Genomic DNA, 25,434 nt, shown 5'->3' on the forward strand with positions numbered 1-25,434 from the left:
CGAACCGGTCGACCGTCACACGAACTGACCATCGTCACTCACATAACTCACACCGTCGACATCGAACAATGGGGGCCTACCAGCAAGGTTTTGAGATATGTCAAAACTGCGTGCAGATAATGCGTGTGTCACAACCATTTCTGGCCAGAGGTCCGTCGTACTTGTCGGTCCATGCGGTTCCGAAAACGCAACTTTCGCCTGTGCCGCAGCCTCTTTCGTAACCAGGGATGTTCGGCAACTTGTCGACGACAGTCACCGATCCGAGTAATTCGTCGAGGCGAGGTGTCGACTCGCCGGCCACTTTTGCGACCACGAGAGGTGCAGCAGGTGCACTCGTCTCGATTCCCGTCCAGGGGCCTCCTTGAGCAACCGCTGCGCACCCCGAGACCGCGGTCATAAGAAGCCCCGCTGCGGCAACACACGTGGCGACCTTGCGCCTCATCACGGGTTCTTCGTTTCCGCTGACGGCCACATCAATTCGGCGGCGTTAGGTGCGACGGACGAAAGGCTGACTCTGCGGGCGAAATTGGAGGCCACCTCGCTCGGATCCGCAGCAGGAGCAAACGCGGGGTGTTCGTCGAGCATCACGATCAGTCGACCGCTGTCTTCGTCACCTTGGGATTCGGAGCTGTCCTGCTGTTCCTTTTCGGCCGCGTTTCGTGCTGCGGCGGCAGCTTCCCTGGCTCGTGCGGCGAGCGTGGCGACAGTTGTATCGGGGGGTTCGATCGGCGTGGTCATGGTTCTCCCTTTCCTGGCGAGCCGATGCGGTGCGTCCGGCATCGCCGCACGCTAACTCCGGACCTGGACTGGTTGACGCCGTGCACGCACCTCCGTACAGAACCTGCAGCTCAGGCTCCTTTCATTTCGCCGTCAGCCGGGGAAATTCAGCCGGTATCCGGGTGCACAAGTTTCAAGAGGCGGCCCCGATTCGGTACAGGCGAATGGCAGGACCGGCCGAGTTGGTCCACCGTGTGGGGTAGTGTCGGCGGCACTGAGAATGCACCGGGTGAGTCGGGGGCACACCATGTGGTGGCCTCCGACTTTTCTTTTGTGTGCGTCCTTCAGTTCTCTTGCGCGCCGATATCGCGGACTGCGTCACCGGCTGTGTCGGGACCAGCTTCTTCCGCTCGGCGGGTGTCTACGACTCGGAACTGTGCCGGGATCCCGAGAATGTCAGGATGAAATGTCAGGTCCGGCCGGCGACGGCGCGACGTCTGGTCTTTGCTCATCGTTGTTCTCCTTCGGGTCTGTGGTCAGTCAGTTGCACGATCAGGCGTTCGCCAGGTTGTTGTCCAGGTCGCTCGTACGGCGCGAAATGTGCACCCACCACATCCAATTGGATTCCTCTCGGAAGCAAATGATGCGAGTTGTTCATCCGTGAAGACTGCCCGTAGTACATTCCCCGTTCTGTCGAGATCTCGAAGACGACATCAGTCGGGCGAGTGGTGGAATCGAGCTCGTGTAAGGAGTGCGTCGCCGCAGTGAACCGGTCGAAGGACAGCACCGTGCCGGGTTGAAGCGTGGCAGGCAAGTCCGCCGGGTTGACCACAGCATTGGGAACGCTGACGGATGTGTAGACGAGATGCCCGCGGCCGGATTCACGTTCGTACCGTTGAATGGCGCGGTCGACACGTTGCACCTGCTTACGCCTGTTGTCGTCGAGTTCAACGGCATCGCCGGCAACCGCAGAAAGCGCGTTGTTCGTTTCCTTCCAAGCGTTCGGATCCGACGTCAATGCCGACAGGGCGTTGTACTGCGCCTGCGGCATCGAATCGAGCACCTGCCGTTTGGTGGCAGAGCGTGCGTTTTTCTGCCGCGCAGACAACGAGCGACGCAGTTCGATCGCGGCCGGCAGTTCTCGGCGCAACCTTTGGTTCTCGATCTGTGCCGGCGTCGGGCGTGGATAGGCCCGGTTGAGGTCTCGACTTGCGCGGGTGAGGCCGGGCAAGTTCTCTGTCGCATGGTCGAGTTCGCGTGCTCCGCTGCGAATGTCGGCACGAGTGCTGTAGGCGTGTTCCGAGATCAAGGCACCTTCTTTGCGGGTGGCGATGTCGCTCTCTCCCCGATCTGGGTCGAAGACGCCGTTACCGCGGTCCGGGCTGATCCTGTCGTGACTTCTCCCCATCAGTCCCGCTCCTCGAATTCGTAGAGCTCTCCGCGTAGCTCCGCCAACGCGGACTCTCGTGCGCGCCGAAGGTCTGTGAGGTCGGTCGCCAACTGGTCTATCGCCGAAGCCGCCACATCATCGCCGGCCGAGTTGACCAGAAGGCCCTCGATGGCCCGGTCCCCGTCGTGAATCCTGTCGAGAGATTCACCGGCAGTGATCGATTCCTGCAGCTCGAGCAGATGACGACGATAGCTCCACAGCGCAGCTACACGTGTGAGCAGCGAACGCTCGACCCGCTCGAGCCACCGGTTGCTCACCAGGTGAGCTTCCCTCGCTGCGAGGGCTTGCGGACTGCTACCCGCCGCCGGGGCTCCCAAAGTTGCTCGCACTGTGGCGAGTTCACCGGCATGCGCGAGAATTTCGGCCAGTTGCTCGTCGAGATTCAGGCGTATGCGACCTATGTCGAGATCCTCACTGGCCCATACAGGGACGGTGCGGATCTCGTCGACGAGTGCCGATGCCGCCAACGCCAACCGCAGCTCGACATGCGCTCCGCCCGCTGAGATCAACGTCTGCAGAGCTGTCACGGCGACGCCGATCTCGGTTTTGTCCTCCGCGCTCAGGCGGAGTGGATCGCGCCGGGTCCACCACCACAACCCCACCGCCTCTATCCCTGCGGCGAGACCAATGCAGACAAGTAGTGCGACGAATGGGTTCGCCGGCGAAGTCACGCCGGCAAGAACCGGGACAAGTCCGATCAGAACCGGCGCGAGAAGAGCGAGCGGAATCTTCACCTCCTCACCGCCGGCGGTGCGACCGGTATGTACCGTCGTGCGCCACACATCGCGCCGCGGGTAGTAGTCGAGCGACGAATTTCCTTCCCATCCAGGCTCGTCAGCACTCCACGTCTGCTCACGCCTGAGCCCGACGATCTCCGCCGCGCGCTCGCTGAGCATCTGCTCCCACAACCGGTCGAGCGCGCACAAGAATTCTTCGCTCTCCGGGTCCACGTCGATGTCGGCGATCATGGACCGCACTGCGGTTGCTGCACTATCTACGCTCACGTCACGCTCCGACCAGATCCGTTGTAGGTGAATGCTCCCGGTGATAGGTCTGCGCACGGACAAGCAGCCGATCGAGCGCTTCGCCGACGACCTGCGGTTGCTCCAGACCCACCATGTGCCGGCCACCGGCGACGGCAACGAGTTCGGCATTCGGCACAAGCGCAGCCAGCTGCTGTGAATGCAGGATCGGAGTGACCCGATCTCTGGTTCCGCACATGATCGATACCGGGATGCGCCCCAGCGCTCCCACCGCGGCAGACGCGTCGTAGAGACGCAGGTCCCGCAAGAATGCCGCCACCGTCGCAATCGGTGTCGCGTGGACCATCTCGTACGACGTCGCTGCCGCCCGCAGGCCCGAGCTCGGAGCCATGGGACAGGTCGCGCCGATGACGGGCGTCAGCAGCCGTCGCGAGAGACTCCAGCTGCGCCCCACCAATCTCGGTGCATGCGCGCACGCACCGCCGAGCAGTGAGACTGCCGGGGTATTCAACGCGCGCCCGATGCCGGCGCCAGCGACGTTGCTCAGGGCTGTCGAGATCAACCCCACCCCGACCACACGAGATGTCGAATCGGCGTGTTGTGCGAGGTACGACAACACCGCCATACCTCCCATCGAATGACCTACGAGGACAACGGGTCCGGTGGGCGCTGCCGCACCAATGATTTCCTCGACGTCGCGCCCGAGCTGGCTGATCGTGTAGGTGCCGGCATCGGCACCCCCTGAGCCACCGTGACCTCGGTGATCGAAGAACACCAACCTCGCCCGCTCGCCCCACTGCCTACTCACATAGCGTTGCTGAGGCTCCCAAGCACCGCCGTGTAGGCAGAAGCCGTGCACGAAGATCACCGTCAGCGGCGCCGTTCGGGATCCGACCTCGCGGACCGCGAGTCTGGTTCCGTCCGCGACAACCAGCGTGTGCGAGCGACCCTCGCCGCCGTTCACAGCGGCCCGCCCAAAGTCCTGGTGAACGGTCTGAAGCCGGGGCTTTCACCGCTGTATCGCAATGTGCGGCACCCCGGATGTTCCCACGTCGTCGGAGTATTCGGCTCCCTCACCTCGAACCCCAACTCGCGCCAGAACTGCACCCGTTCCGGAAGGTCCTCCGTCGAGCCGTACAAGCAACCGTTGCCGGCCGTGTCGTCGGTGAGCTCGGCGATCAACCGCTCGATCAGCGCTGCTCGAACCATGCCCGCGTCGGGAACATCCGGGTTGACGACGAGAGCCTCGACGATCCGGGTGTGTGCAGCAAGCCGCTCACAACCCTCCGCAGACCAACCCGCTTCACGCGCGGTCCGAATCAGCCCATGAGGCGCCGAAGCCAGCGCGTACCCGAGCTGCCGGTACTCCGACGATGCGACGATGCCCACCGTTCCTGCTCCCCCAAGCCCCGCCGGAGCGTCAGTACCTGGTGACCAGTGCCGGTGGAGTCTGCGCATCTTCTTCGCTTCGGTCGGATGAATACGAACAATCTCGACAGTCATCAGGCTCACTCCTCGTCGTCACAAACGGCATGTGGGAGGACCATAGGTTCGGACCTGGACAACTCAGCGCCAACCACCGTCCCGCCGATCCATGACCTGGTCAGCGAGTCCGAGTTGCACAGGGCCGGGCACGTGACGTTTCCTTGCGGCGGACGACGAAGCGGGGGGCGGCACGAGATAGGGAACTCGGTCCCGAACTCGCGCACTCATGCACTCGAACCGGAAAGGGCCACCGCTGTGCCCGAAAAGTCCCGAACAACCTTCGGTGAGCTCGTACACACGTATGCAACGCCACACCGGTTCGCCGTCTTCACGATCGGTCTTCAACGGGCGCTCTCGGGGTTCTGCCTTGGCGCATTTCTCATTTACATGACAGGCGTACCCGTGGTGTCCGCTCAAGAGGGCAACATCGCATCTTTTGTCGTACTGGTTGTCGCATTCGTATTCGGGGCTGTGCTGCTCCTGTCCCTCATGCGGCCGATCTTCGGTGTCGCTACCAAAAACACTCGTATCGTCCTTGCCCGAGCCCGGTGCGCTGCACGCAGCATCGGCTGCGTACTCCCACAACCCCCAACCGTCGCGAACCTTGTCGCCGTCACCATCGCCACCTTGGCGATCACCGCACTGCTGCAAGGACCGATTCTCGACCTCGTAGTCGAGACGGTAGGAACACACCAATCCCCTGAACAACTTGCCGCGGACGCCGAACGATCCACCTGGTGGACCGCGGGCTGGGCATCTCACATCCCTGGTCTCACACTGATCTCCGGAGTCGTCACAGAAGAAATCCGGTGGCGTGGACCGCTGATCGCCGCAGTCGTTCTCGCACGCCGATACTTTCGCAACGGCTGGCCGAAATGGGCAGCACTCATGATGGTCACCGGACTGTGGATCCTTCTCGGCTACAACTTCGGCATAGGGCACGACACCTTCTCCGCCGCCAATGCAACACACATGGTGATCTCCGGACTTCTCTGGGGCGGTCTTGCCATCTGGACAAGATCACTGATTCCCTCGATCGCCAGCCACGCCGCCTACAACGCCCTCGTTGTCTAGTAATGATCACTTCGCCGCCAGCCTGACCGATTGACTAGGTGCCACGGCACCCAGCTAGGGGACACGGCCTGCGTTCAGGCGGTGCAGATCGCACACCAATCCTCACGGACGAAGTCTGCGCTCACAACCTGATCAAACCAAGAGCCGCTTCAGTTTTCGTGATCCTCGACGGCCCTCAAACGGTCTCCCGTTAGGGGTGCAACGCCCGGTGATCCAACTGCGCCAGCGTGCTGCTGAACGTATACGGCAACGACGCCTTTGCTTCGCTGATCTTTCCGAACGTGTCCCAGTGCGGTCGCGCAATTACATCGTTGTCAGCGATAATCCAGTGGAGGCCAAGCGAACCCGTAAACTCGGACATCGCTAAGTGCGCATCCTCCAGCCCCAATATCTGCAGTTTCAACGTCGCAGAAACGCATGCGTAGTAGCGGCTGTCGCGGTCACGGTAGGCATCAGAGTCCCGCTCCATGGTCGGGTTATTACTCGACACCAACTCATCAGCCCGGTTCATCGCCTCAAGCGCAGACAAGAGAGCGTCGGTCACCTGCTGTCGATGCTGGACTGCACGATCCTCACCAAGCGTGGCCTCATGCAACGCTCTGTCGGATCGGGCCTTCACAAGGATTCCCAAGAACGCGATGCTCGCCGCCCCCAATGCGATCCCCGCCGCGATGATCGTTGCCTGCCCCTGCGTCAAACCTTCTCCGAGCGTCATGATCAACACGCTGCTATTCACCCTTCAAAGAGTCTGTTGCGGGACCTATTCAACGAATCGAGGAACAGGGATGTCACGTCCCACTAACGGCCACGCGCCTTCAGCGGTCCGGCCTAGCGGAATCTCGGTGCTGACGATATCGGCTACCGAGTAGGCGATACGCCCACATCGTCGGCACTGGCCGGGCAACTGCTGAAATCGGATCATGGCCCAATGTTCGTCGCAGAGTAAGTAGTCCACGGGGGCGTTGCCATGACAACAGTCTTTGACGACCGCGGCCCACCTCGCTGCGCGCACGAACCCGACAGGGTCACCGGCGAAGTACTGCGGATGCTCCGCGCAGAACTCACACGGAAGTTCGGTGTGAACGATGCCTGACTTCACGTCCCTAGCTGTAATGACCGGGGACGTTAGTCGACGCTTGCGGCGCTGGTAGAACTCGCGTCAGGGCCGCGGCATCGCCGGTGACATCCACGCCCTGCGCGATAGCGGCGGGCAGAGGCATTGCGCCTTGTAGGAGGGCAACCAGTACCGGCCCGGGGCCTGTAACACCCGCCAGGGGGCTGACGTCGCGCCGGCAAGGGTCCACCGTGATGGTCCCGTCGGCGGCGGTGAGGTCGAAGCCGTCGTCGAAGGTGCCGAACCGGATCACGATCGGTGGCTCGTCCGGCCTGTGATCCGCGAGGAGGAAGCGTGCCGGTTGGCTGAGCCAGTGCATCTGGAAGATCGCATCACTCGGCGCGTCTGGAACCGTCGGTGCACCCCACTTCAGAAGCTCGCGCAGCACTCCGTCCAGGGCCCGGCCACGCTCGGTAAGCCGATACGTTGGCGTGCCCGGGTTTCCTGGGGCGGGCTCGCGGGCGACGACACCGTTGGTCTCGAGGTCCCGCAGACGCTGGGTGAGCAGGTTCGTCGCGATGCCAGGCAGGCCGCGCTGGACTTCGCCAAAGCGCAATGCGCCCCCGATCAGCAGCTCACGCACGATCAGGAGAGTCCACCGGTCACCGACGACATCCAGGGCGCGAGCGATCGAGCAGAGCTGTCCGTAGGACTTCACCTGAACCCCCTTGACTTTATCAAGTGCCTGCTTGAAAGTATCAAGCACCATTCTCACACCAAGGAGAGCCATGCCCGCCACCCTGTCTTCTGCCGCACCTCAGACCCTCAAGGACTATTACCGGATCCTCGAGTCCGGCATCGACAGTTACCAGGACGGGGCTGACCTACGGCCTCTGCTGGGTGACCACCTCGACTTCACGGGCTCCCTCGCCGGACACCTCCCCGACGCCACCGATGGCTTCCTGGGCGGGGTTGCCGGTTTCATTGCGACGGTCAAGCAGATCGAGATCATCCACGACGTGCACGGCCCTAACGGCTCCGCCGTGCTCTACACGGCGACCATGCCCGGCGGTCCCATGACCTTCGCGGAGTTCTTCACCTTCGACGGCGGACGCATCGCGTCCTTGAACCTTCACTACAGCGGCCCCGAGTACATCGAGAAGGGTGGACGATGACAGCACAGAAGGACCTGGTCGAGCGAGTTCGTGACGCGCTAAGAGCTCGCAACCCTCGTGAGGTGTCGATGTTCGGGGGAGTGTCGTTCATGGTCGAGGACCGGATGGTCGTCGCCGCTCGTCGGGAAGGGACACTCCTGCTACGCATCGACCCCGCTGACGCGGAGGACCTACTCGCCCGTCCTGGTGCTCACCCTGCGCTCATGGGTGCAGACCGCCCCATGGGCGAAGGCTGGATCAGCATTGAACAGGCCGCCCTCCAGGGACCTGGGCTCGAGTCCTGGCTTGCGCCAGCACTCACCTTCCACGCAGCGCAAGGCTCCAAGTAGAAGTCTCTACTCCAACTCCATCATCCGGTGGCCGGTCGCAAACGCGGCCGGCCACCGATCTATCTCAGGAGGCACTTTGAGTCATCGCAATGCCGCACTGACCCCACGTCATCGTCTACGAGTCGCCCGCCTCGTCGTCGAGGAAGGATGGCCGATCAGCGAAGTCGCTGCCCGCTTCCAGGTGTCGTGGCCAACCGTGAAGCGGTGGGTCGACCGCTACCTCGCTGGCGAGCCGATGCAAGACCGGTCGTCACGTCCGAAGTCCTCACCGAACAAGACGAGCAAGAAGACGACAAAACGGTGCGTGAGCCTACGAATGCGCCTGAGGGAAGGGCCTGTTCAACTCGCAGCCCGACTCGGCATCGCCCCGGCCACGGTCCACCGCATCCTCACGACCGCGCGCATGAATCGACTTTCCTACGTCGACCGTGCCACCGGCGAGCCGATCCGCCGATACGAACACGACCACCCTGGCTCGCTCGTGCACGTGGACGTCAAGAAGCTCGGGAACATCCCCGACGGTGGGGGCTGGCGATACGTCGGGCGACGTCAAGGATCGAGGAATCGTGCCGTCACTCCCGGCAAGCCGAAGAACAAGTGGCGCAACCCCAAGCTCGGGTATGCGTTCGTGCACACAATCATCGATGACCACTCGCGCGTCGCCTACACCGAGGTTCACAACGACGAATCCGCTGTCACCGCCGTCGGAGTCCTGCATCGAGCGGTCGAGTGGTTCGCCGACCGAGGGGTCGCTATTGAGCGCATCTTGTCCGATAACGGTGGTGCGTACCGCTCTCACCTGTGGCGAGACACGTGCGAGGCTCTATCGATCACTCCGAAGCGAACGCGGCCATACCGCCCACAGACCAACGGCAAGGTCGAGCGATTCCACCGCACCATGGCCGACGGCTGGGCATATGCGCGCTGCTACACGAGCGAGAAAGAACGCCGCGATGCCCTCACCGACTGGCTCCACGAGTACAACCAGCACCGACCGCACACCGCCTGCGGAGGCCAGCCGCCCTTCTCACGATTGATCAACGTCCCCGGTCAGTACACCTAGCTCTGTCGTCCATCCTGTTCCTCTCCTCCACTTTCCCGTTCGATACGTCGCTGGACGATTTACTACCGCCGGATGCTTCTGACTCGATCGAGATGCCAGCTGGCTCGCTCGGAAAGGTGACACACCGTTGCGTGTTCGAGGACGTGCGGGCTGGGCAACGCATCCCGCCCAGTCTTGGTCAGTCTGGCTGCGTACTGATCGAAGAACGCGACCAACGCACGGGCACGCACCACCGGCATCCGACGCCCGATCGGGCCCGACGACTTGTCCGCCAAGCGTTCGAAGTGCTCGACCAGCCCGCGAATGTCCCGATCAGGGACAGGGACGTTGAGAAGTGCACCGAATCTGCCGACCTCACGCTCATTCTCGGCGGCCACTACTGGAGGTTCCTCGCCGCGGTGAGCCTGTCGTACCAACTCCGTCAGCGCCTTCACCCCCTCCGGGGAGGTAGGCATTCCGTGAACCCTGACAGTGATGCCGGTGGCTGCTTGAACAGCATGGAATTCGTCGAGCGCTGACAGCCTTTCGTCATCACGCCCTGGAGTGTCTTCCGCATCGAGATCCGCCGCCAGTCGTGCAGCGCAACTGTGCGCGGTCATTACGTAGAACTGTCCCAAACTCGCCGACTCGAGAGCGTTACTACCGCGGGCCTCACGAGTATCGACGTGCTCCTCCAACTCGCGAATCAAGATGGCCACCACATGCAGACGCCGCACACCGGCCGATCCCGGTGCATCCGATTCCGGCAGAGTGCGTTCGGCGACCTTGTGAACGTGGTCGAGGAACTCATCCACCAGTTCCACCCGGTTCGGTGATTGGAAACGATTCCGCCGGCGGCGCCACCTCATGTCCAGTTCCTCTCGTCTACACGGCCGCATTTGCTCAGATTCACAACATCCACCAGCCCGCGGGCAAGGCAATAGCGAGTGCTGTGCCGACGACGAGGTACGGAGCGAACCCGAACTCCACACCCCGGACCTTTCTGCCTCCGGACACCTTGGTTACCACCACCCCTATTACGGCCAAGACATTTGGTAGCAGCACTGCCGAAGCCACGTTCATCCACCCGACCCATCCGACAGCTGCAGTGAGAATGAAGCTCAACCTCACATCCGCCAAACCGGGGTGACCGCGAGTAATGATCGCGAACACCAGGTAACTGGCGAATATCGCGGCGCCGGCCACCACAGCACGAAGACCCGCGGCAGGGTCCTGATCGATCACCACTGCCATCGCGCCGAGCAACAGACCTGCCGCGGTGACTGCCCGGATCAGCGGCAAGGGGAACCGCAAGGTGAAGTGGTCAATCCACGCGGCCCAAACAGACAAAGCCGCCACCGTGAGCCATGCCGGCAAGATCGCGTCGCCGCCGGCGATCATCACCGCCCCGAACCACAATCCTGCTGTTGCTACTGCCGGGACGATCGGGCGCCCTGTCGGCGTCACGGGAATCTGCACGAGTGCACACAAACTTGCCATCATCTGACGCACCGCCACGCTCACCGCCGCCCCAGCCAGAGCAGCGAACGACGCGACCGACCACAGGCCAGCAGCCTGCTCGTGACGACCGAACGCCCAGCGAGCAGCGATCCACACCGCCACACTCACAGCAATGACACCCAGGATCGGCAGATACGTCGAGAGAGGGGGTTTCCGCCTTCCTGCGTCGGCGGCGCTGACGAGCCCCGGTCGATGACCAGGGCCGGACGCCGTGGGCTCGGCCTCCTCTGCGGAGAGAGAAGTCGAAGCACCGTCGGCAGTATTCTCCGACTCCACATTCGATTCGGCCATCTCGGAAGGCTCCTTCAGTGCGTCCATCACCCGTGGTCACAGGCAGAACCCGACCCTAACCGCTCTACCGGACAGCGCGGGCTTCCGAACTCATCGTTTGGCCGCTGGGGCGTGCGCTGTCCACTGACCGCGCATCTCAGATGCCTGAAAACCCGCTCGTGCTGCTCTCGAACGACGATGTTCCCGCATCGTGACCGGACTCGCCGCAACCAAAACCACTCGAAAACTCACCAGTAGAGGCAACATCACCCTATGAACGCCCCAATCGGAAAAGCTGCCCGCCACCGCGCCCGACTCCAGCCGGCACGTTCCTCCCGTCCAGCATTGATCGTTCACACCTTCAGCGAATACACCCACCACATCCGCGGCGGCGCCAAACGACTGATCATCGACGCCGACCCTGACCTGTGGTTCGACCTCGGGCATGTCCCGCACGGAGTCGACGTGAAGATCATCGGCCAATCGTGTGCCGGAATCAGCGGAGGATCCATCGCTGCCGCCGGTCGATGCTTCCTCCAGGCCTCCCACCGCGCCCGTGTCACCGCCTACGAATTCGCGCACGTCGAAGCATTCGATGGCGTCACCATCGAAGCGCGCGGGAAAAGCCACATTGTCGGGACCGATCACGCCAAGATTCGCGCCGAAGATCAGGCTGTCGTCTTCGCCCACTCCCAGTGCCACGTCCAAGCGGCCGGCCATACTCTCGTCGCAGCGACAGACACTTCCTCTGTCTCCATGAACGGCGACGCACACGTCCGCGCCAGCTCAGGGGTGCACATCATCGGAGTTCCTCAGCCGAGGAATCTGAGCATCGAGCCGCGCCCGATCAGTCGACTGGCCAACCAGCTCAACATGTAAGGCCCCGCAAGCGGCAGTTAATCGCCGAGCTTCAGCCAGCCGACGACCGATACACCGTGAGATCAATCGACTCCGGATCGCGGAAACTCGACTCCAACAATTCCACCGCCGGCACAATCACTTCACTCTCGATCTTCCACACCACCGACGTCGTCCACCCCACCAACCCGCCAGGCCCGGGCGTCGCTTCACCGAACAAACCTTCCAAGGCGTCCCGCCGGTAACCGAAGGTATCCACCAGGTCATCAGCGGTGTACCAGTACTGCCGCAAAGGATCCGGGTCATCGGCGTGCAGAGCGCTGCCTTCGCTGATTCGAAATGGTTCGGTACTCATCTACCTGCCCTCTCTGTGGTGCGGTCCGCCCTGCGCCGTCTTCACGTCGACAATCCGCACGTGTGCATAATCCGGGTTCTCCACAACGTATTTCGAACGCTCGATGCGCCAACGAGCGACAAGCATCTCCAGCTCCTGAACCTCCCGTGGGTCCTCGAGGTACTCACACGCGAAGTCGAGCCACGGCACATAATGCCGCAGGCTTTGACCGATCCGTCCGGACTGGCCACCGATCACGCTCTCGAGCACGATCAGTTGTCGCTCGTCCTTCATTCGTCGGCGCAACGCTTTCTGATTCACTTCGACCAGCGCGAGTTCTGCCGCAGCCACCGACTCGCCTACCCCGTCGACGCGCGAGCCCATCTCGTGGCGGTGGTCGACGGCATCGACGAACTCGCGACAGACCGACGCTTGAACCCCTTGCGGGAGCATCGACATAAGCGCAAAGCCGCGTTCCTCAAGGAGCTCGAAGCCGTGTCGATTACCTCGGGCATACCAACAACTCATGACTAGTGACCGCTCCCACGCCAACGCCAAGCGCCTCTCGAGAAAGGGAAGCGTTCGGGCGGCCGCCACGAATTGAGAATCACACTTTCCAGCGATCTCACGCGCCGATTCCCAGTCCACACTGCCTGTAGGAGAGCTGATCTCACGTACAGCGCGCATTCGCCCACGAAGATCCGCAGCAGCAGCGGCGATGTCGACTCTCACCGCGTACTTGTTGGATCGAGAGCGCAAGAACCAGAGGGTCATGCGGCTGAGCCTAATCTCCGCACCTCCAAGCAGGGGTGCAGTAGCATCGTCAGCGGCGCATTGCTGGCGTAGTGTGCTCCGGCTCACCGCATCGATGTCCATCGTCGGTGCGGTGAGCCACCTTCACAGAATGGCTCAGACGCGAACAGCTCCATCGCCATCCACTCGTTGATCCTGTTGGCGACTCCGCATTCGTTCCGCGTGCCGTTTCTGCCACCGCGCGTGTTTGACCTTGAAGCGCTCGTCGAATTCCTCCCACCGCGGCAAAGCCTCCGCCTTCCTCGCAGCGAGAACATCAACGGGTTCCGGTCCGGATGCAAGCGCTGGAACCACATCGCCGACTTTGAGGCGATCGAAGAGCTCCGAGAACAACCACGCCGGGCAGCCCTCCCCCCGAAGCGCGTCGACTGCGTCTGGTTCGTCGTCGATCCAGGCCACTATCGGGCTCGTCTCTGCGTAGTGGTTTTCCCACCGCCACCAATGCCGACGTTTGACATCAAACGCCCGACGCACAGTTCCGTCCACCCACAAGCTCCGTGATTCGATGTGACCGGGCGGCAACGACTTCGCCCGGATCCACCGATCAGATGTCCGATTGAATTGGTCCAAGCGGGTTGTGCTGTAAGCAATGGTGAAGCCTGCACTGTCGAGCGCCCGAACCAACTTTCCGCCCGCGCGGTTCAGGGAAGCTTCACCGAAATGGGTATGAAACCGCTTCCAATCTCGATCGGCGTATGACGGCGCGGCGATCAACCCCTCGAAATTGTGCATATCCGCAACGACGCCATCGATGTCGACAACGACAGTCGGCCCCGGGCGGGGAGCATCCAGCCACGGTTTCGGACGATCAAGAAAGCTTCGATTCTCCGTCATATCCCCAACGATATGGGCAGACACAGACATTGAGCACGGTCCCGCGACCCACCCGTACGAATCCTCCGATGCATCTAGTTGGCAAAAGGCCCTGTTCACGCACTCGAACAGGGCCTTCTTTGATGCTTCTGGCCTTTAAGGCTCACCGGTCAACACAACTGACCGCGATTGCCGATCGCCCACGTTTACCCCACCCTCAGTGCCCAAACGAGAACCGCGCGACCTCTCGATCTCTGCGATGTAGACAACAGCAAAGCCGACCACTACGACCGCGACGGCCACGACCAACCATCGCTGTCCCAGCCAACCCGCCGCCACGCCAAGATTGAAAATACTGTGAGGCACAACTAATCCCAAGAGCGATCGATAACGGTAGTACGCGAAAACAGCAAACCCTCCCCACAACATCGCCCCGACTGCGAACTCCCACCCCTGATATATGTGCAAGGCTCCACGAAGAATCGCTGAAATGCAGATCACCACGATGAGGTTGATCCGGAATCGCAGACCTACCAATACCGCTAGCCCGGCAAAGAAGACCTCTTCCATCAACCCCGCCAGCAGGACCGGCTTCACGACGTCCCAGGAGAACCAGCCACCCTCGACCGAGGGACTGCCAGTTGAGCCCTCACCGACAAATACCCGAAACGCAATTGCCAGAGCCTGACCGACCGCCCAAATTCCTGCAGCTCCGAGGAACCGCCGACGACGGCCCACACCTGCGAGCCACGGCGCAGATCGATCGACCGGGCCCCAGAATCTGCGAACAACCAAAAACGTGAACCACCCGCACGCCACCGCCACGCTAGTAGCGATAACGTCCTCCGCAATTCCAGGATCGGGCGAAACATCCACTGCCGCCCCCGAAGTTGGATTGAGATACTGGTCGATCGACGTCCAAATTACGTTGAACCAGAACAACAGTAGAATTATCGCGAGGACACCGATCAGCGGGACCAACTGTTTCCGCCACGCCCCCCAACGGCCCGTCCCCCCGACTGAAGCGCTCTCCTCCTGAATCGAAGTCGGCAGCTGCCTCATCCAAACTCCCCCGCCTGCTCGAATTTCACGATATTGACAACCCACACTCAACCAGACTGGCGATCCACAGTTCTACACCGTCACAAGGTAATCCAACACGCAACGCAAGCGCGCAACTGCAAGCAATGGCGAGACTGGACGACAGCTCGGGGAGATGAATCAATCAGGGTGCGCTGTAGTCAACTACCCAAGCGCCCTCGGTCCGGCGGAGAGGCACCAGCCAGCGGTGGCGATGATCTCGCACGACCACCTCAGATCCCTGCATTCCCATCACCAGCGGAGTCGAAAATACGGCCGATAGCGGAACCAACTCAGCCAACAAAATCCCCTCACCGTCACGCGCGAAATCCAAGGCAACCTCCAATTTGGTCGTAAACGACGACAGCGGCTGCGCGCTGTAATCATGAGGTGCCCGGCGAGCCGCTAGTTCAGGCCAAACGTCGCGCCGCGGGCTTACCCCGAACTTCCCCAGCCCCCGCCACAATAAAATATAGCGACCCCGAACACCGATCTCGGCGAATTCGCTGCGCACCACCATCGGGATCGCAACTGCCAAAGCTGCAGCCAATCGCGTCTGGGTCTGCTGCACGATCAGGTGACAGGTTGAGTCACGCAGCCTGAGTGGCTGGTGTGGTCATGATGGTCTCGTATTCTATGGGGGTCAATCGGCCGAGCCCGACTTGGCGGCGTCGGCGGTGGTAGGTCCTTTCGATCCAGGTGACGATCGCGATCCTGAGATCGTCACGGGTGCGCCAGGGGCGGCGGTCCAGGACGTTCTTTTGCAGTAGAGAGAAGAAGCTCTCCATGGCGGCATTGTCGCCGGCCGCAGCGACGCGGCCCATCGAGCCGACCATGTGATGGCGGCTCAGAGCACGGACGAATTTTTTTGATTGAAATTGCGATCCTCTGTCGGTGTGGACCACGCAGCCTGCGACGAAATCTCGGCGGGCGACGGCGTTGTCGAGCGCATCGACCGCGAGCCGGGACTTCATCCGATCGCTGATGGAGTAGCCAACGATCCGGTTGGAGAATACGTCTTTGAACGCGCACAGGTAGAGCTTGCCTTCGCTCGTCCAATGCTCTGTGATGTCGCCCAGCCACAGCTGATTCGCAGCATCGGCGGTGAAGTTGCGTTGGACGTGGTCGTCGTGGACCGCAGGCCCCGGGCGCTTGGCTTTTCCGCGTTTCTTGCCGAACACACTCCACCAGCCGTTGTTCGAGCAGATCCGCCACGCTGTGCGCTCGGCCATCACCTGGCCGGCGTCGCGAGCCTCGTAGAACAGGAACCGGTAGCCGAACTCCGGGTCGTCCTTATGGGCCCTGAACAGAGCGTTCGCCCGGTAGGCCTCCGCGAGGTCGGCATCGGTCACCGGGTCAGCCAGCCACCGGTAGTAGGGCTGGCGAGCGATCTCGAGTACCCGGCACGTCACCGTGACGGGAATGCCGTCCTCGGCCAGCTCACGAACGAGCGGGTACATCATTTTCCCGGCAGGTTCGCCTGGGAAAGATAGGCGGCAGCACGGCGCAAGACTTCGTTCTCCTGCTCGAGCAACCGGATTCGCTTGCGCAGTTCCCGGTTCTCGACCACGTCCTCACCGGTAGTTCCTGATTTGATTCCGTCCTCGATATCGGCCACTTTCAGCCAACCCGTCAGGCAGGATTCACTGATCCCGAAGTCGGCGGCGATCTGCTTCAACAGCATTCCGGGCTCGCGACTGCGGGCAACCCGAACAACGTCCTCACGGAACTCTCGGGGATAGGGCTTCGGCATGGTGCACATCCTTCCAGCGGCACCTCTCGGCACCACAGATCAGATGTCACCTATCCGTGCAGCAGACCCTCTCTCCCCGATCGACCGTCGACAGGCTGTCCACGGCCAGATACCTGCTTGTGCTGTCAACGGCGCGGTGCATCAACATCGGCCACGGAAGGTTGACCTTCGCATCCCATTCCAGCGCCAGCCTGTTGATCGCAGAACCCACCGGATCCCCGAATTCAGACCTGAGCGCATCCTCAAAGGACGTGGAATAGGAAGATTCCTCGTAGGGGATCAACGTCGCCGACAAGTCCGAAATCAGCTCCGGGTCAACCGCATTCACGCAGGCGCGCAATGCCGAGACGTGGACAGCAGGATCAGACGCTTGCCTGTAGCCCTCAACCCTGGCTGTATTACGGGATGCCCCACGAGCATGAACCGACCACGCACCCAGATACGAGAGCTTTTGTCTCGCCGTCAGAACTGACGATTGCGCTATGGCCCTCCGGATTTAACCCAATGACAACGATGTTTCCTCGCTCGGATCGGGGGTCAGCACGTGTAGTTACATCCCCTCGACAATGATGTTCGGACAAGCGGCGTCTGCTTTGCCTGGCGAGCTGGCCGGTACCAGGTGAGGAAGTTCAGGTTCGTCATCAAGGGACACCGGGCCGTCCCACGGAGCTACCAGTGACGAGTCGTATTCCCAACCGTCACAGGACAGGTCGTCGACCCAGATCGCCGTCAGGGAACAGTCGAAATACTTCTCCGCGAACGCCATGATGGCCGGGAGCCGATTCTGATCAAACCAACCTCCCCTACCGACCTTGATGTCGCATCCGAATGCGCTCGGCCTTATCCTGGCGACGTATTCGCCTGGCGCTGAGCGTAGGACCACGTGATGATAGGTGCCCACCTATGATTCCCTTCTCGTTCTGCCGACAAAGATGCCCGCGTCACTCGAACTGGACAGTTCGTAATGACGCGGGCATCCATTGGCTGAATTCAGTTCGGTGTGACCAAGACCTGCAATTCGCCTACCCGCCGGTCGTACATCGACGTCAACGGAGTGGGGGCTACACCACCCATCGTGCCGCCTGGCCAAGTGGCAGTCCACGTGACCACCCAGTTGCTGGTCGCGCTGACCTTGAAGACGTCTTGCGGCTGTCCGATGGACGATTTTGCGAGACGATGCCCGCATGTGGGCGATGGAGTTCCGCTGGCGGGCGAAAGAGGGCTGGCGTCAACAGCATCGGTATACGGAGTGAACGGCAGCAATGCACCCGGGCACAGTTGCACGTCTCCATCGCCGTGATTGATGAGGACACCGGTGTTGATGGCGTTCGCGGTGACGGTTACAACACCCGAGGTGGCTGCTCTGTTGACCGGGCCTGTCGTGGATTCGCGAACGTCGTTGGGGCACATGAAAGCCCAGCTCTCCTTACCCACGAGACCGGTACGTTGACCTCCACCTGAGTTCGCAGGTTCAGGTGTCCAGCACATTGGAGGCTTTTCGAGCTGCATAGCGGTGATCGCCATAGACACCGTATTCATGATCTCCGCCATTGAGGGCGGCGTCGGCGGGACCTCGATACCGGGTGCCGCAGGCGGTGCGGGGCATCCCCCCGGTGTGCCGAGACATGCGCCTTGCAGGATCGCGTTGAGGGTCCCGGACGGAGGTGCAGCAGCGGGGCCGGCGCCGCCAGTACCCGCACCGCCTCCGCCTCCTCCTGCGTTGCCAGCCGCGCCGCCTCCCGCGGCCCCCGCGCCGGCGCCTGAGCCCGCGGGAGCACTCACGTAGCCGCCACCCACTGTCACATTCACACCACCGGGCGAGGACGATACGTCAACTCCACCTCCACCTACGCCTGGCTGCGCCAACGCTGACTGACTCCCCGTGACCAGAACGCCGCAAACCAGTGTCGCAGTGGCGAAAATTCTCATTGCTAGTCGCATGATTGCACCTTCTCAACTGTTTGACTTGTGACGCGCCAGCCATTCGAATCAGGCCACGCGGGGTTCCGAACGGTGATGTTGGTGGACTCGAACTGGCCGCGGTCGGGCTTCATCGCACTTGATCCGTCCGGAAATACGGCATTCCAGCCGGAGATATCAGTGCAGGCCTGAACGTGAACCCAGGCGGCTTCCGCGCGGGGTTTTCCCTGATCATCTACTGGAGCGCTCAGATCAGTCACCGAGGATTTGATGACGGAAATGGCTCCGGTACTGGTGATGCCTTGTGACCGTCGAAGCATGATGTCCCCGACTCGGTCGTTCAAGACTGGGTCGCCAGCCACACCGCTGATCGCATCCACAGAAGCTGTTGGGTCAGCTTCAATGCTTCCGAGGGCAGCATAAAACTCGTTGACCTTGGCGATAGCTTGGCTCCGCGCTTGCTCGTCGGGCGTCTTCGCCTCGGTCTTGCCGTCTGGACCATCGAAAGCGGGGTTTCCGGTCGCAGTGAGAGTGACGTTCGGCTCGTCGGAATTGCTGGAACAAGCTGCGACGCCGGCTAGTAGGGCAACAGCTGCGACTGCTGCTGCTGTGGTTCGTCGAATTCTGTTGTGGGCCATGTTGTTGTCTCCTAGAAGCTTCCGGCGCTGCAGGGTGTTCCGGGTTGTGTGTAGTCGGCTGTGACTCTCCATCCTGCTGGGTCGGGCCATGACGGGTTCGTCAGGATCGGTTTTCCGAGTTCAAGTTTGTCCACAGGCTTGCTGATGCAGACGTCCATTTGGAGCGTGGCAGTTCCCGCTGTCGGTGCGCCGGTCTCGTCGATGGGGATGTCGTGTTTGGTAATCACGTTCTTGAGTACTTTGAGATCGCTTGGTGGCGTCGGGTTTCCGTTGCGACTGGTTGTGATCTCTTTCTTGGTCCTGTCGAGGAAACGGCCGGCCGCAACGGCATCGAGGTCAGAGAGCGGGGCAGCGGGGTCGGAGTTCAATCGTGCGAGCACGGTGTAGTACTCGCCGATCTTGGCGAGGGCACCTTCTCCTGCTTGCTGTTCAGGTGATTTTCCCGATCCAGGGGGGCCGGTAAAGGTCGGGCCGCTGCTGGTGTCGAGGGTGCCGGGCTCCGGGCTGAGGATGCTGCAGCTTGCGGTCAGGCAGGCCGCCGCAGTGAGGGTGAGCATGGCTGCGAGGCGGCGGTTCATGATGCGGCTCCGATGCGGTAGTCGGTGGTGGTGTCGAGCTGTCTGAGGAGTTCGTTGGTCTCCGGGTGTGCGTCGACTTGCAGTTCGTCGAGTTCGCTTTTGAGGGTGTCGATGAGGGTTTGGGTAGTTTCGATGTCCCCGGAGAAGTGGGTGGCGATGATGGCCGCTCGCCAGCAGCCTTCGTGAGCACTGTCGACCGTGAGGCCGGCCCGGGCTGCCTTTCCTGCGGCATCGAGGTCCTGGGTGACCTGTTCGCCGCGGATGTAGCGGCCGGCGAGCTCTTCTGCGACGTCGGTGATCGCGGAGATCATTTCCTGCTTCATGTGATCTGCCCACCGGTAGGCAATCGGGTCGTCGCTGGTGAAGGGCTGACCGGTCACCAGCGCGAGTGCGGATTCAAGGCGTTCGGTTGTCGTCGTCGCAGGGTGAGCGTCAACGAGCTGGTTCCAGTAGTCCCAGTCTGTGGTCACTGAAGGGTGGAGGCGAAGTGGCGTTCGGCCGGTTCGGTCTCCGGACTTGATGAGCGCTGCGTCCCCGGTGTCGGTATCTCCCATCCAGCTGCGCAGTCGTGTGACGGCTTGGTTGCGGCGGCTACGGAGCCGCGCGTTTGCCGTCTTCGCTTCTTCGGCTGTGCTGGCCGCGTTGACGAGTTCGACGTCGTGCGGCCACATCTTTGCGGTGAGCTCAGTTGCGGGCACTCCGCCGTCGCTGAATGCCAGTAGAGCCGCGATTTCGGTGAGGCTTCGCGAGTTCTCGCGGTCCGTTGAGCCCGGAGTAAGTGGCGCGAGGGTGGGCTCTCCGAGGACGCGAATCCAAATGTGTGGAGCCGCGGGAAGCTCGGGATGGGACGCAACAATCTCGGTTTCGGTCTCAGCCGCAGAGTCGGTGTCGATGTCGATGTCACCGACTGTCTCGGAGTTGATTCCCTCAATTACGTTGTCGTCGTTGCGAACTACGGTGAATGCCGCAGGGTCGGCACTGGTGATGAGATTTTCGGTCCTGATGTCGAAGTCGAGACGTGCCCCCTCCCAACTGAAGTCCGCAGTTTCGGGTTGGGTAGCTGGGGAAGGATCCTGCGTGGTCGTGGCATACAGACTGACGATGCTTTCGTAGCCGGCTTCGTCGAGTGTTGTGACAGTGAGCTGTGCGGTTGCGATACCTGGGCGGACCAGTGTTGCAGTGCCGTCGTCGGCGACATCCAACGTCCAGTCGGAGCGAGTATTCGCGTTCTGCGTCGTGACTGCGGCGAACGCGATCCGCGGTGCGTTCTCGGCGATCGCGGCCAGAATTTCTGTTTGTTCAGCTGTCAGCGGGTCCGAGATGAGGACGACTTCCGGAGCAGTCAGCTCGCTGGTTTCGTACACGCTCCGTGCATGTGCGATGGATTCGATGTCGTTCTCGTCGAGGATGTCGGCGTCGCGTTCGAGGTGGCGGGCCAAGCGCGCCAACACCTCGTCGGTGTTGTCCGAGTGCGTGATACGGCCGGTATTCACTGCGCCTGCGAGGTCGCCGCAGTATCCGACGACGTTGAGGTGAAGGGAATCGGCTAGAGGCGATACGGCAAGCTCGACGGCCATCGCGCGAAGCACATTTGCGGTCGCGGTGGGTGTGCCGGTGATGGAGAGATGCCCGATTTCCTCCAAATTGAGCATGAGCTCTCGTCCGTCGTCGCTGGCTCCCATCGCAGTCAGGGCTGGGTATGGGCTGACGTCGATGTCCGGGACCGAACGAGGGAACGCCCGTGGGTCGACCATCCACGTGTCGTCGTCTGATTGCATCCAGGGTTGGGGCAGCGAGATTTCCTCGAGTAGTCCGAGTTCGATGGTGTCGTCGCCGATGAAAACCGCAAGCAGTCGGGGGATGGGGATTTCGTTGGCTCGGCAGTACTGCGCGAGGTTCCGCAGTGCAGTGTCGACGTGAGCGGTGGTTAACGGATCGACGGCGGCCGTCAATGCCTGTTCGGCAAGGATTGCTTCGTTGGCGGGCAGGGCGATGCGCTCGCCGCGGCGGCGGCGATGCTGCTGTTGTCGGCGGCGTAGTGAGAGGTGCCCGGTCAGGCCGGCGGCGGCGAGTGCGGAGATACCGAGGGCGATGTAGACGACGTCGGACGAGTTGGAGGAGTCGTCTTCCGTATCGGCGGTGGTCACGGACGCTTCGGCATCAGTGGCCATGTTCGCAGGCATCTGGGGCTCGATGGGGTCGAGTTGCCAGTTGGGTGTCGCTGCAATTTCCGGGAGGGGTTCCGGTGCAGGGTCGGGCATCTGCGCCTGAGCTGGTTCCGGTGCCGCCGCCTCGGGGGCTACCTCCACCGCCGGCGCAGGTACGGCCGCCGGCTGGGGGGCTGCGTCCGCTGCCGGCACGGGTGTTTGGGCGGAGTCGGACGGGATGATCAATTGCTGTCCGACTGTGATCAGGTCTCCGGCGGGCGACCCGTCCGCAGTGGTGATCTCAGAGAAACGCAAAGGATCGCCGAGCTCTCGGTCGGCGATGTCCCAGAGTGTGTCTCCAGCTTGGACGGTGTAGGCGCCTTGTACGACGTCCTGGGTTGTCGCAGGGAGTTGCAGCGTCATTCCTTCTGCGAGGAATCCCGCTTCGGGGACAACGTCTTTGTTCAGTTCGAGCAGTTCGGTGAACAGTCTTCCGTCGCCGAGGTGAGTGTGGGCGAGTCCCCACAGGGTGTCTCCGCGTTCGGTGGTCACGGTCGGGCCGGCGGGTTGGACTGCGGGCCGTGCAGCGCGGGGGTCCATCTGAGTGTGGGCGGGGCCGCTCGGGTCTTGTTGTGCGGCGATCGGTGCGTAGGGCGCAGGTGATGCGCTGTCTGCTGGTTGCGAGAGTGCGGGTGTAGCGGTTGCGGTGCCGGCTGTCAGTAGAAGCAGTGCACCACTGACGAGGAATGTCGCCGTTTTCTGTTGCGATCCGAGAAGTCGGATCTTCGGTGCCTTGACGCCCCGGAGTGTGGCTGCGAGCTCGACAAGGATCGGGAGGGTGAATGTCGCCCAGGCGGCCCAGCCGACGAGGGGCAGAAGTGCGACGAGGAGGCTGCCGTCGTCGGGGCTCGAGAGCAGACTCTCGAGATCCGAGAAGGGGATGTCGAGAGGATTACCGCGCAATGCCCACAGTGCTGCGGGGATCCCTGCCACGAGCAGTAGCAGGATCAGGAGGTACCCGAGTCCTGCGAGGCGGGATCGGACTGTGCGAGCACTCATGGCCGGTACACCTCCCCTGCGTTGGTGCGGTTGAGGTTCACGGTTGCGCTGCCTGTGATCACTTTCGAACCAAGGGGCAGGAGCTTGTTGTCGTAGATGATGCGGGTGGTGATCAGCAGTGTGCGAGGTCCTGTGGGGATGACCTCACCCTCGACACCGGCGTCGGCGAGGTAGCGTTTCGCGGCCGCCACTGCGCGTACGGGGTCGACAACCGTATCGATCCCTCGCGCACTGAGCGATCCGACGATCTGCTGTCCGGACGCGCGGGCGGCGTCTTCGGCGACGTTGTCCGCGCGTTGAGCTGCGGTGTGCATTCCGCCGCCGTCGACGATGAGTCCCCATACGAAGAATATGAGGATGGGGGCGAGTATCACGGTCATCAGCGTCACGGCGCCCTTGTCGCGTTCCTCGGGGAGCCTGGAGGTGAGTCGCTTACGCAGGGCGGTGATCATCTGGTGCGCTCCCGGAAGGTGTCGATGGGTGAGATTGCAGTGACCTCGATAGTTCGTCCTCCGCTGACGCCGGGCCATCCGAGGGCGTCGTAGGAGACTTCACAACTGACGGTGACTTCGACGGTTGCGGATACTCCTGGGCGCGTGCGGAATCCGGAGGTGTCAGCGTTGACGTTCATGGTCGTGCATTTGAGTCCTTGACCGTCCATGGAGTCCAGGGCCGCTTGGTATGCGAGGGGGTTGGCTTGAGTAGCGGTGCGTGAGAGTGATGCTGCTCGGGCGGCTTCTCCTGCGGCGTGCTCGACCTTTTGATGTGCCTGGCGGTTGACGCCGTATGCGTACATCCAGCCGAGTAGGACGAGGAGGACGACGATCGCGAGGCACAACTCGATGGTCACATCTCCTCGATCGTTTGAGCGGGCGCGAGCGATCCACTGGTTCAGGTTCATCCGACACCTCCGGGATTGGTCACGCGCTCTGTGGGTTTGGTGTGGTCGACGGTTATGGCGAATTCCAGCCCCGGGACGAGGGACGGGGACTTTCCGGTGATCGTGACGGTGCTTTCGCGGAGTGTCTTGTTCACCGACACGACCGGCGCTTGAAGGTCGCCTGATCCGGATTTCGCGATGCACGCGTTCGCTGCCGCGAGCCCGAGCGCCTGGTTCCCTTGCTGGGAACGTGTGGCTTGCAATGCTTTTTCGCCGCAGGTGTTGGCGACGTCCCGTGCGTGGAAGAACAGCGCGGTTTGCAGCAGTACGGAGAACATCATCAGGAAAGCGACCATCGCGATGACGGTGACGAGCGTGGTAGGCCCCCGGTCGTCGTGGCGCCACCGGTCGATCAACTGTTCCAGTGTCATGACTGTCCGTTTCTCTGCGGTCCGGTTGGTGGTGGGTTAGGTGGCGAGCTCATTTCGGGCTGCGATTCTGCGTTTGGTATCCACACGATTGCGGACGAACGCGGCAGAACAGGCCACTGCGGCTACCAGGGCTATGGAGAAAGGGAATGCTGCGGCAAGGATGCCGAAACGTGCTGCACGTGAAGTGTTTTCGTCGGCGATCAGGTCGGTTGCCAGGAACGGCAGGACGATTATCATGCTCGCCGCAGCCATGGGGACGTAAATGAAAGCCATGGAGTGGTCATCGATGATGGCGCCTATCATCAGCAAGAGCGCGGTCGTGACGAGCAGTACGCCGAGCGTGGTGATCATCGTTTTTTACCTTTCAGTGGGCCCTGGTGGCCGGTGAATTCTTTTGCGTATGAGGACGATCCAAATCAACCGAACGGATGTCTTCGTTTCGATGTAAGGGGTCAACGGACACCTCGGTGGGTCCTCGCCGACGTTTGATCGTTGTGTCGATGAGGTGGCGGAGACCGACAAGCCCCCAGACTCCTAGGACCACGCCCCCTAGAGCGAGCAGCGATGAACGCCACGGGAAGACGAAGGCGAAGAAGGTCATCACTAGTGCCAGCCACATTGCCCATAGAATTACGTTCTCCATAGTCCAATCACCGATGTCGAAGTAGACAGCGCTTCCCAAGCTGCCGAGGACAAGTGCGGTGGCGAAAATGCTCATTGCGATCGACAACCTCGAACACCCCTTTCTCTCTTCTCTTGGATGGATGGACTTGGACGTTAGGTGCCGGTCTTCTCTCATGAGGGGGTGGGTCCGGCGACCCCATCGATGAGCCGAAGCGCTGGAACGCTACGTTGCACTCCAGCGCTCGGCGCGATCGATAGAGCCATGTGTTTTGCTCCTCCGGGACTGTTTCGTAATCGGTGTTTTGGCCCGAGACGCTGAGTGAATGCTCGGCGAGGAGGTGCCGAGATGACGACACTGGAGAATGTTACGAAGAAGAGGGCCGAGCCCTCCGCGGAAGCTGCGGCG

Annotated in this window: 31 protein-coding genes; 5 read left to right on the top strand and 26 right to left on the bottom strand. The window is 61.9% G+C overall.

Going from position 1 to position 25,434, the window contains the following annotated elements:
* Positions 1–441: 441 nt before the first annotated feature.
* The 6 genes from G8767_RS32535 to G8767_RS32560 all read right to left on the bottom strand — a co-directional run bounded on the left by G8767_RS32535 (position 442) and on the right by G8767_RS32560 (position 4,653).
* Positions 442–738 (bottom strand): hypothetical protein, encoded by a 297-nt coding sequence (locus G8767_RS32535; RefSeq protein WP_166813935.1) that lies wholly within the window; start codon positions 736–738, stop codon positions 442–444.
* A 323-nt stretch (positions 739–1,061) separates the two neighbouring features.
* On the bottom strand, positions 1,062–1,229 hold the full coding sequence (locus G8767_RS32540) for a hypothetical protein (RefSeq protein WP_156423061.1): 168 nt from the start codon (positions 1,227–1,229) through the stop codon (positions 1,062–1,064).
* A complete protein-coding gene (locus G8767_RS32545; RefSeq protein WP_166813937.1) occupies positions 1,226–2,125 on the bottom strand; it encodes a hypothetical protein in 900 nt (299 codons plus the stop codon). The genes G8767_RS32540 and G8767_RS32545 overlap by 4 nt, the downstream gene beginning before the upstream one ends.
* Positions 2,125–3,171: a hypothetical protein gene (locus G8767_RS32550; RefSeq protein ID WP_166813939.1), complete on the bottom strand. Its 1,047-nt coding sequence runs from the start codon at positions 3,169–3,171 to the stop codon at positions 2,125–2,127. Before G8767_RS32550 ends, G8767_RS32545 begins: the two co-directional genes overlap by 1 nt.
* Before the next feature lies 1 nt (position 3,172).
* Positions 3,173–4,114 (bottom strand): alpha/beta hydrolase, encoded by a 942-nt coding sequence (locus G8767_RS32555; RefSeq protein WP_166813941.1) that lies wholly within the window; start codon positions 4,112–4,114, stop codon positions 3,173–3,175.
* A complete protein-coding gene (locus G8767_RS32560; protein WP_166813943.1) occupies positions 4,111–4,653 on the bottom strand; it encodes a hypothetical protein in 543 nt (180 codons plus the stop codon). Before G8767_RS32560 ends, G8767_RS32555 begins: the two co-directional genes overlap by 4 nt.
* A gap of 237 nt (positions 4,654–4,890) precedes the next feature.
* Between G8767_RS32560 and G8767_RS32565 the strand changes: the two genes are divergently transcribed.
* The gene (locus G8767_RS32565; RefSeq protein WP_166813945.1) at positions 4,891–5,709 is read left to right on the top strand and encodes a CPBP family intramembrane glutamic endopeptidase; all 819 of its coding nucleotides are present in this window, start codon (positions 4,891–4,893) and stop codon (positions 5,707–5,709) included.
* 190 nt (positions 5,710–5,899) lie between these two features.
* Here G8767_RS32565 and G8767_RS32570 read toward each other — a convergent pair whose 3' ends face one another.
* Together G8767_RS32570 and G8767_RS32575 are read right to left on the bottom strand one after the other, a co-directional pair.
* A complete protein-coding gene (locus G8767_RS32570) occupies positions 5,900–6,424 on the bottom strand; it encodes a hypothetical protein (protein ID WP_206029993.1) in 525 nt (174 codons plus the stop codon).
* A gap of 388 nt (positions 6,425–6,812) precedes the next feature.
* Positions 6,813–7,481 carry a helix-turn-helix domain-containing protein gene (locus G8767_RS32575; protein WP_346843060.1) on the bottom strand — a complete coding sequence of 223 codons (669 nt, stop codon included), beginning with the start codon at positions 7,479–7,481 and terminating at the stop codon, positions 6,813–6,815.
* Between the two features lie 70 nt (positions 7,482–7,551).
* On the opposite strand from G8767_RS32575, the gene G8767_RS32580 reads away from it, so the two are divergent.
* From G8767_RS32580 to G8767_RS32590, 3 genes are all read left to right on the top strand, one after another.
* A complete protein-coding gene (locus G8767_RS32580) occupies positions 7,552–7,938 on the top strand; it encodes a hypothetical protein (RefSeq protein ID WP_166813949.1) in 387 nt (128 codons plus the stop codon).
* Positions 7,935–8,267: a TfoX/Sxy family protein gene (locus tag G8767_RS32585; protein ID WP_166813951.1), complete on the top strand. Its 333-nt coding sequence runs from the start codon at positions 7,935–7,937 to the stop codon at positions 8,265–8,267. Before G8767_RS32580 ends, G8767_RS32585 begins: the two co-directional genes overlap by 4 nt.
* Before the next feature lie 76 nt (positions 8,268–8,343).
* Positions 8,344–9,330, top strand: coding sequence for an IS481 family transposase (locus G8767_RS32590; RefSeq protein ID WP_166813953.1), 987 nt, complete (start codon positions 8,344–8,346; stop codon positions 9,328–9,330).
* Between the two features lie 62 nt (positions 9,331–9,392).
* Here the strand turns inward: G8767_RS32590 and G8767_RS32595 are convergent, their stop codons facing one another.
* The gene (locus tag G8767_RS32595; protein ID WP_166813955.1) at positions 9,393–10,178 is read right to left on the bottom strand and encodes a hypothetical protein; all 786 of its coding nucleotides are present in this window, start codon (positions 10,176–10,178) and stop codon (positions 9,393–9,395) included.
* A 40-nt stretch (positions 10,179–10,218) separates the two neighbouring features.
* The gene (locus G8767_RS32600) at positions 10,219–11,121 is read right to left on the bottom strand and encodes an A24 family peptidase (RefSeq protein WP_206029994.1); all 903 of its coding nucleotides are present in this window, start codon (positions 11,119–11,121) and stop codon (positions 10,219–10,221) included.
* A gap of 252 nt (positions 11,122–11,373) precedes the next feature.
* Between G8767_RS32600 and G8767_RS32605 the strand changes: the two genes are divergently transcribed.
* Complete coding sequence (locus tag G8767_RS32605; protein WP_166813957.1) at positions 11,374–11,979, top strand: hypothetical protein; 606 nt, start codon at positions 11,374–11,376, stop codon at positions 11,977–11,979.
* Positions 11,980–12,010: 31 nt separating this feature from the next.
* On the opposite strand, the gene G8767_RS32610 is transcribed toward G8767_RS32605, so the two are convergent.
* From G8767_RS32610 to G8767_RS32685, 16 genes are all read right to left on the bottom strand, one after another.
* A complete protein-coding gene (locus G8767_RS32610) occupies positions 12,011–12,313 on the bottom strand; it encodes a hypothetical protein (protein ID WP_166813959.1) in 303 nt (100 codons plus the stop codon).
* On the bottom strand, positions 12,314–13,066 hold the full coding sequence (locus G8767_RS32615) for a hypothetical protein (protein WP_240952957.1): 753 nt from the start codon (positions 13,064–13,066) through the stop codon (positions 12,314–12,316).
* Positions 13,067–13,201: 135 nt separating this feature from the next.
* A complete protein-coding gene (locus tag G8767_RS32620; protein WP_240952958.1) occupies positions 13,202–13,939 on the bottom strand; it encodes a hypothetical protein in 738 nt (245 codons plus the stop codon).
* A gap of 135 nt (positions 13,940–14,074) precedes the next feature.
* Positions 14,075–14,713 carry a CPBP family intramembrane glutamic endopeptidase gene (locus G8767_RS32625; protein ID WP_240952959.1) on the bottom strand — a complete coding sequence of 213 codons (639 nt, stop codon included), beginning with the start codon at positions 14,711–14,713 and terminating at the stop codon, positions 14,075–14,077.
* A 430-nt stretch (positions 14,714–15,143) separates the two neighbouring features.
* Positions 15,144–15,569, bottom strand: a complete 426-nt coding sequence (locus G8767_RS32630) for a hypothetical protein (protein ID WP_240952960.1) — start codon at positions 15,567–15,569, stop codon at positions 15,144–15,146.
* Positions 15,570–15,588: 19 nt separating this feature from the next.
* Positions 15,589–16,751, bottom strand: a protein-coding gene (locus tag G8767_RS32635; RefSeq protein WP_085989961.1) for an IS3 family transposase whose coding sequence is annotated in 2 segments (ribosomal slippage) — positions 15,589–16,464 and positions 16,467–16,751 — 1,161 coding nt in all. Because the reading frame shifts where the segments join, the coding sequence is not laid out codon by codon here.
* Between the two features lie 46 nt (positions 16,752–16,797).
* Complete coding sequence (locus tag G8767_RS36075; RefSeq protein WP_240952961.1) at positions 16,798–17,079, bottom strand: hypothetical protein; 282 nt, start codon at positions 17,077–17,079, stop codon at positions 16,798–16,800.
* Positions 17,080–17,301: 222 nt separating this feature from the next.
* The gene (locus G8767_RS32645; protein WP_011331679.1) at positions 17,302–17,652 is read right to left on the bottom strand and encodes a hypothetical protein; all 351 of its coding nucleotides are present in this window, start codon (positions 17,650–17,652) and stop codon (positions 17,302–17,304) included.
* Between the two features lie 89 nt (positions 17,653–17,741).
* On the bottom strand, positions 17,742–18,692 hold the full coding sequence (locus tag G8767_RS32650) for a hypothetical protein (RefSeq protein WP_240952962.1): 951 nt from the start codon (positions 18,690–18,692) through the stop codon (positions 17,742–17,744).
* Positions 18,683–19,309 carry a hypothetical protein gene (locus G8767_RS32655; protein ID WP_166813963.1) on the bottom strand — a complete coding sequence of 209 codons (627 nt, stop codon included), beginning with the start codon at positions 19,307–19,309 and terminating at the stop codon, positions 18,683–18,685. The genes G8767_RS32650 and G8767_RS32655 overlap by 10 nt, the downstream gene beginning before the upstream one ends.
* A gap of 11 nt (positions 19,310–19,320) precedes the next feature.
* Positions 19,321–19,887: a hypothetical protein gene (locus G8767_RS32660; protein WP_166813965.1), complete on the bottom strand. Its 567-nt coding sequence runs from the start codon at positions 19,885–19,887 to the stop codon at positions 19,321–19,323.
* On the bottom strand, positions 19,884–23,093 hold the full coding sequence (locus G8767_RS32665; RefSeq protein WP_166813967.1) for a LysM peptidoglycan-binding domain-containing protein: 3,210 nt from the start codon (positions 23,091–23,093) through the stop codon (positions 19,884–19,886). The genes G8767_RS32660 and G8767_RS32665 overlap by 4 nt, the downstream gene beginning before the upstream one ends.
* Positions 23,090–23,545, bottom strand: coding sequence for a pilus assembly protein TadG-related protein (locus G8767_RS32670; RefSeq protein WP_070160953.1), 456 nt, complete (start codon positions 23,543–23,545; stop codon positions 23,090–23,092). Before G8767_RS32670 ends, G8767_RS32665 begins: the two co-directional genes overlap by 4 nt.
* Positions 23,542–23,994: a pilus assembly protein TadG-related protein gene (locus G8767_RS32675; protein WP_166813969.1), complete on the bottom strand. Its 453-nt coding sequence runs from the start codon at positions 23,992–23,994 to the stop codon at positions 23,542–23,544. The genes G8767_RS32670 and G8767_RS32675 overlap by 4 nt, the downstream gene beginning before the upstream one ends.
* Positions 23,991–24,404 carry a hypothetical protein gene (locus tag G8767_RS32680; RefSeq protein ID WP_070160957.1) on the bottom strand — a complete coding sequence of 138 codons (414 nt, stop codon included), beginning with the start codon at positions 24,402–24,404 and terminating at the stop codon, positions 23,991–23,993. Before G8767_RS32680 ends, G8767_RS32675 begins: the two co-directional genes overlap by 4 nt.
* A gap of 36 nt (positions 24,405–24,440) precedes the next feature.
* Positions 24,441–24,755 (bottom strand): hypothetical protein, encoded by a 315-nt coding sequence (locus G8767_RS32685; protein WP_166813971.1) that lies wholly within the window; start codon positions 24,753–24,755, stop codon positions 24,441–24,443.
* Positions 24,756–25,434 lie beyond the last annotated feature (679 nt).

Origin of the sequence: Rhodococcus sp. IC4_135, assembly GCF_011602025.1 — a bacterium.
In the GTDB taxonomy this organism is placed as follows: domain Bacteria; phylum Actinomycetota; class Actinomycetes; order Mycobacteriales; family Mycobacteriaceae; genus Rhodococcus_F; species Rhodococcus_F baikonurensis.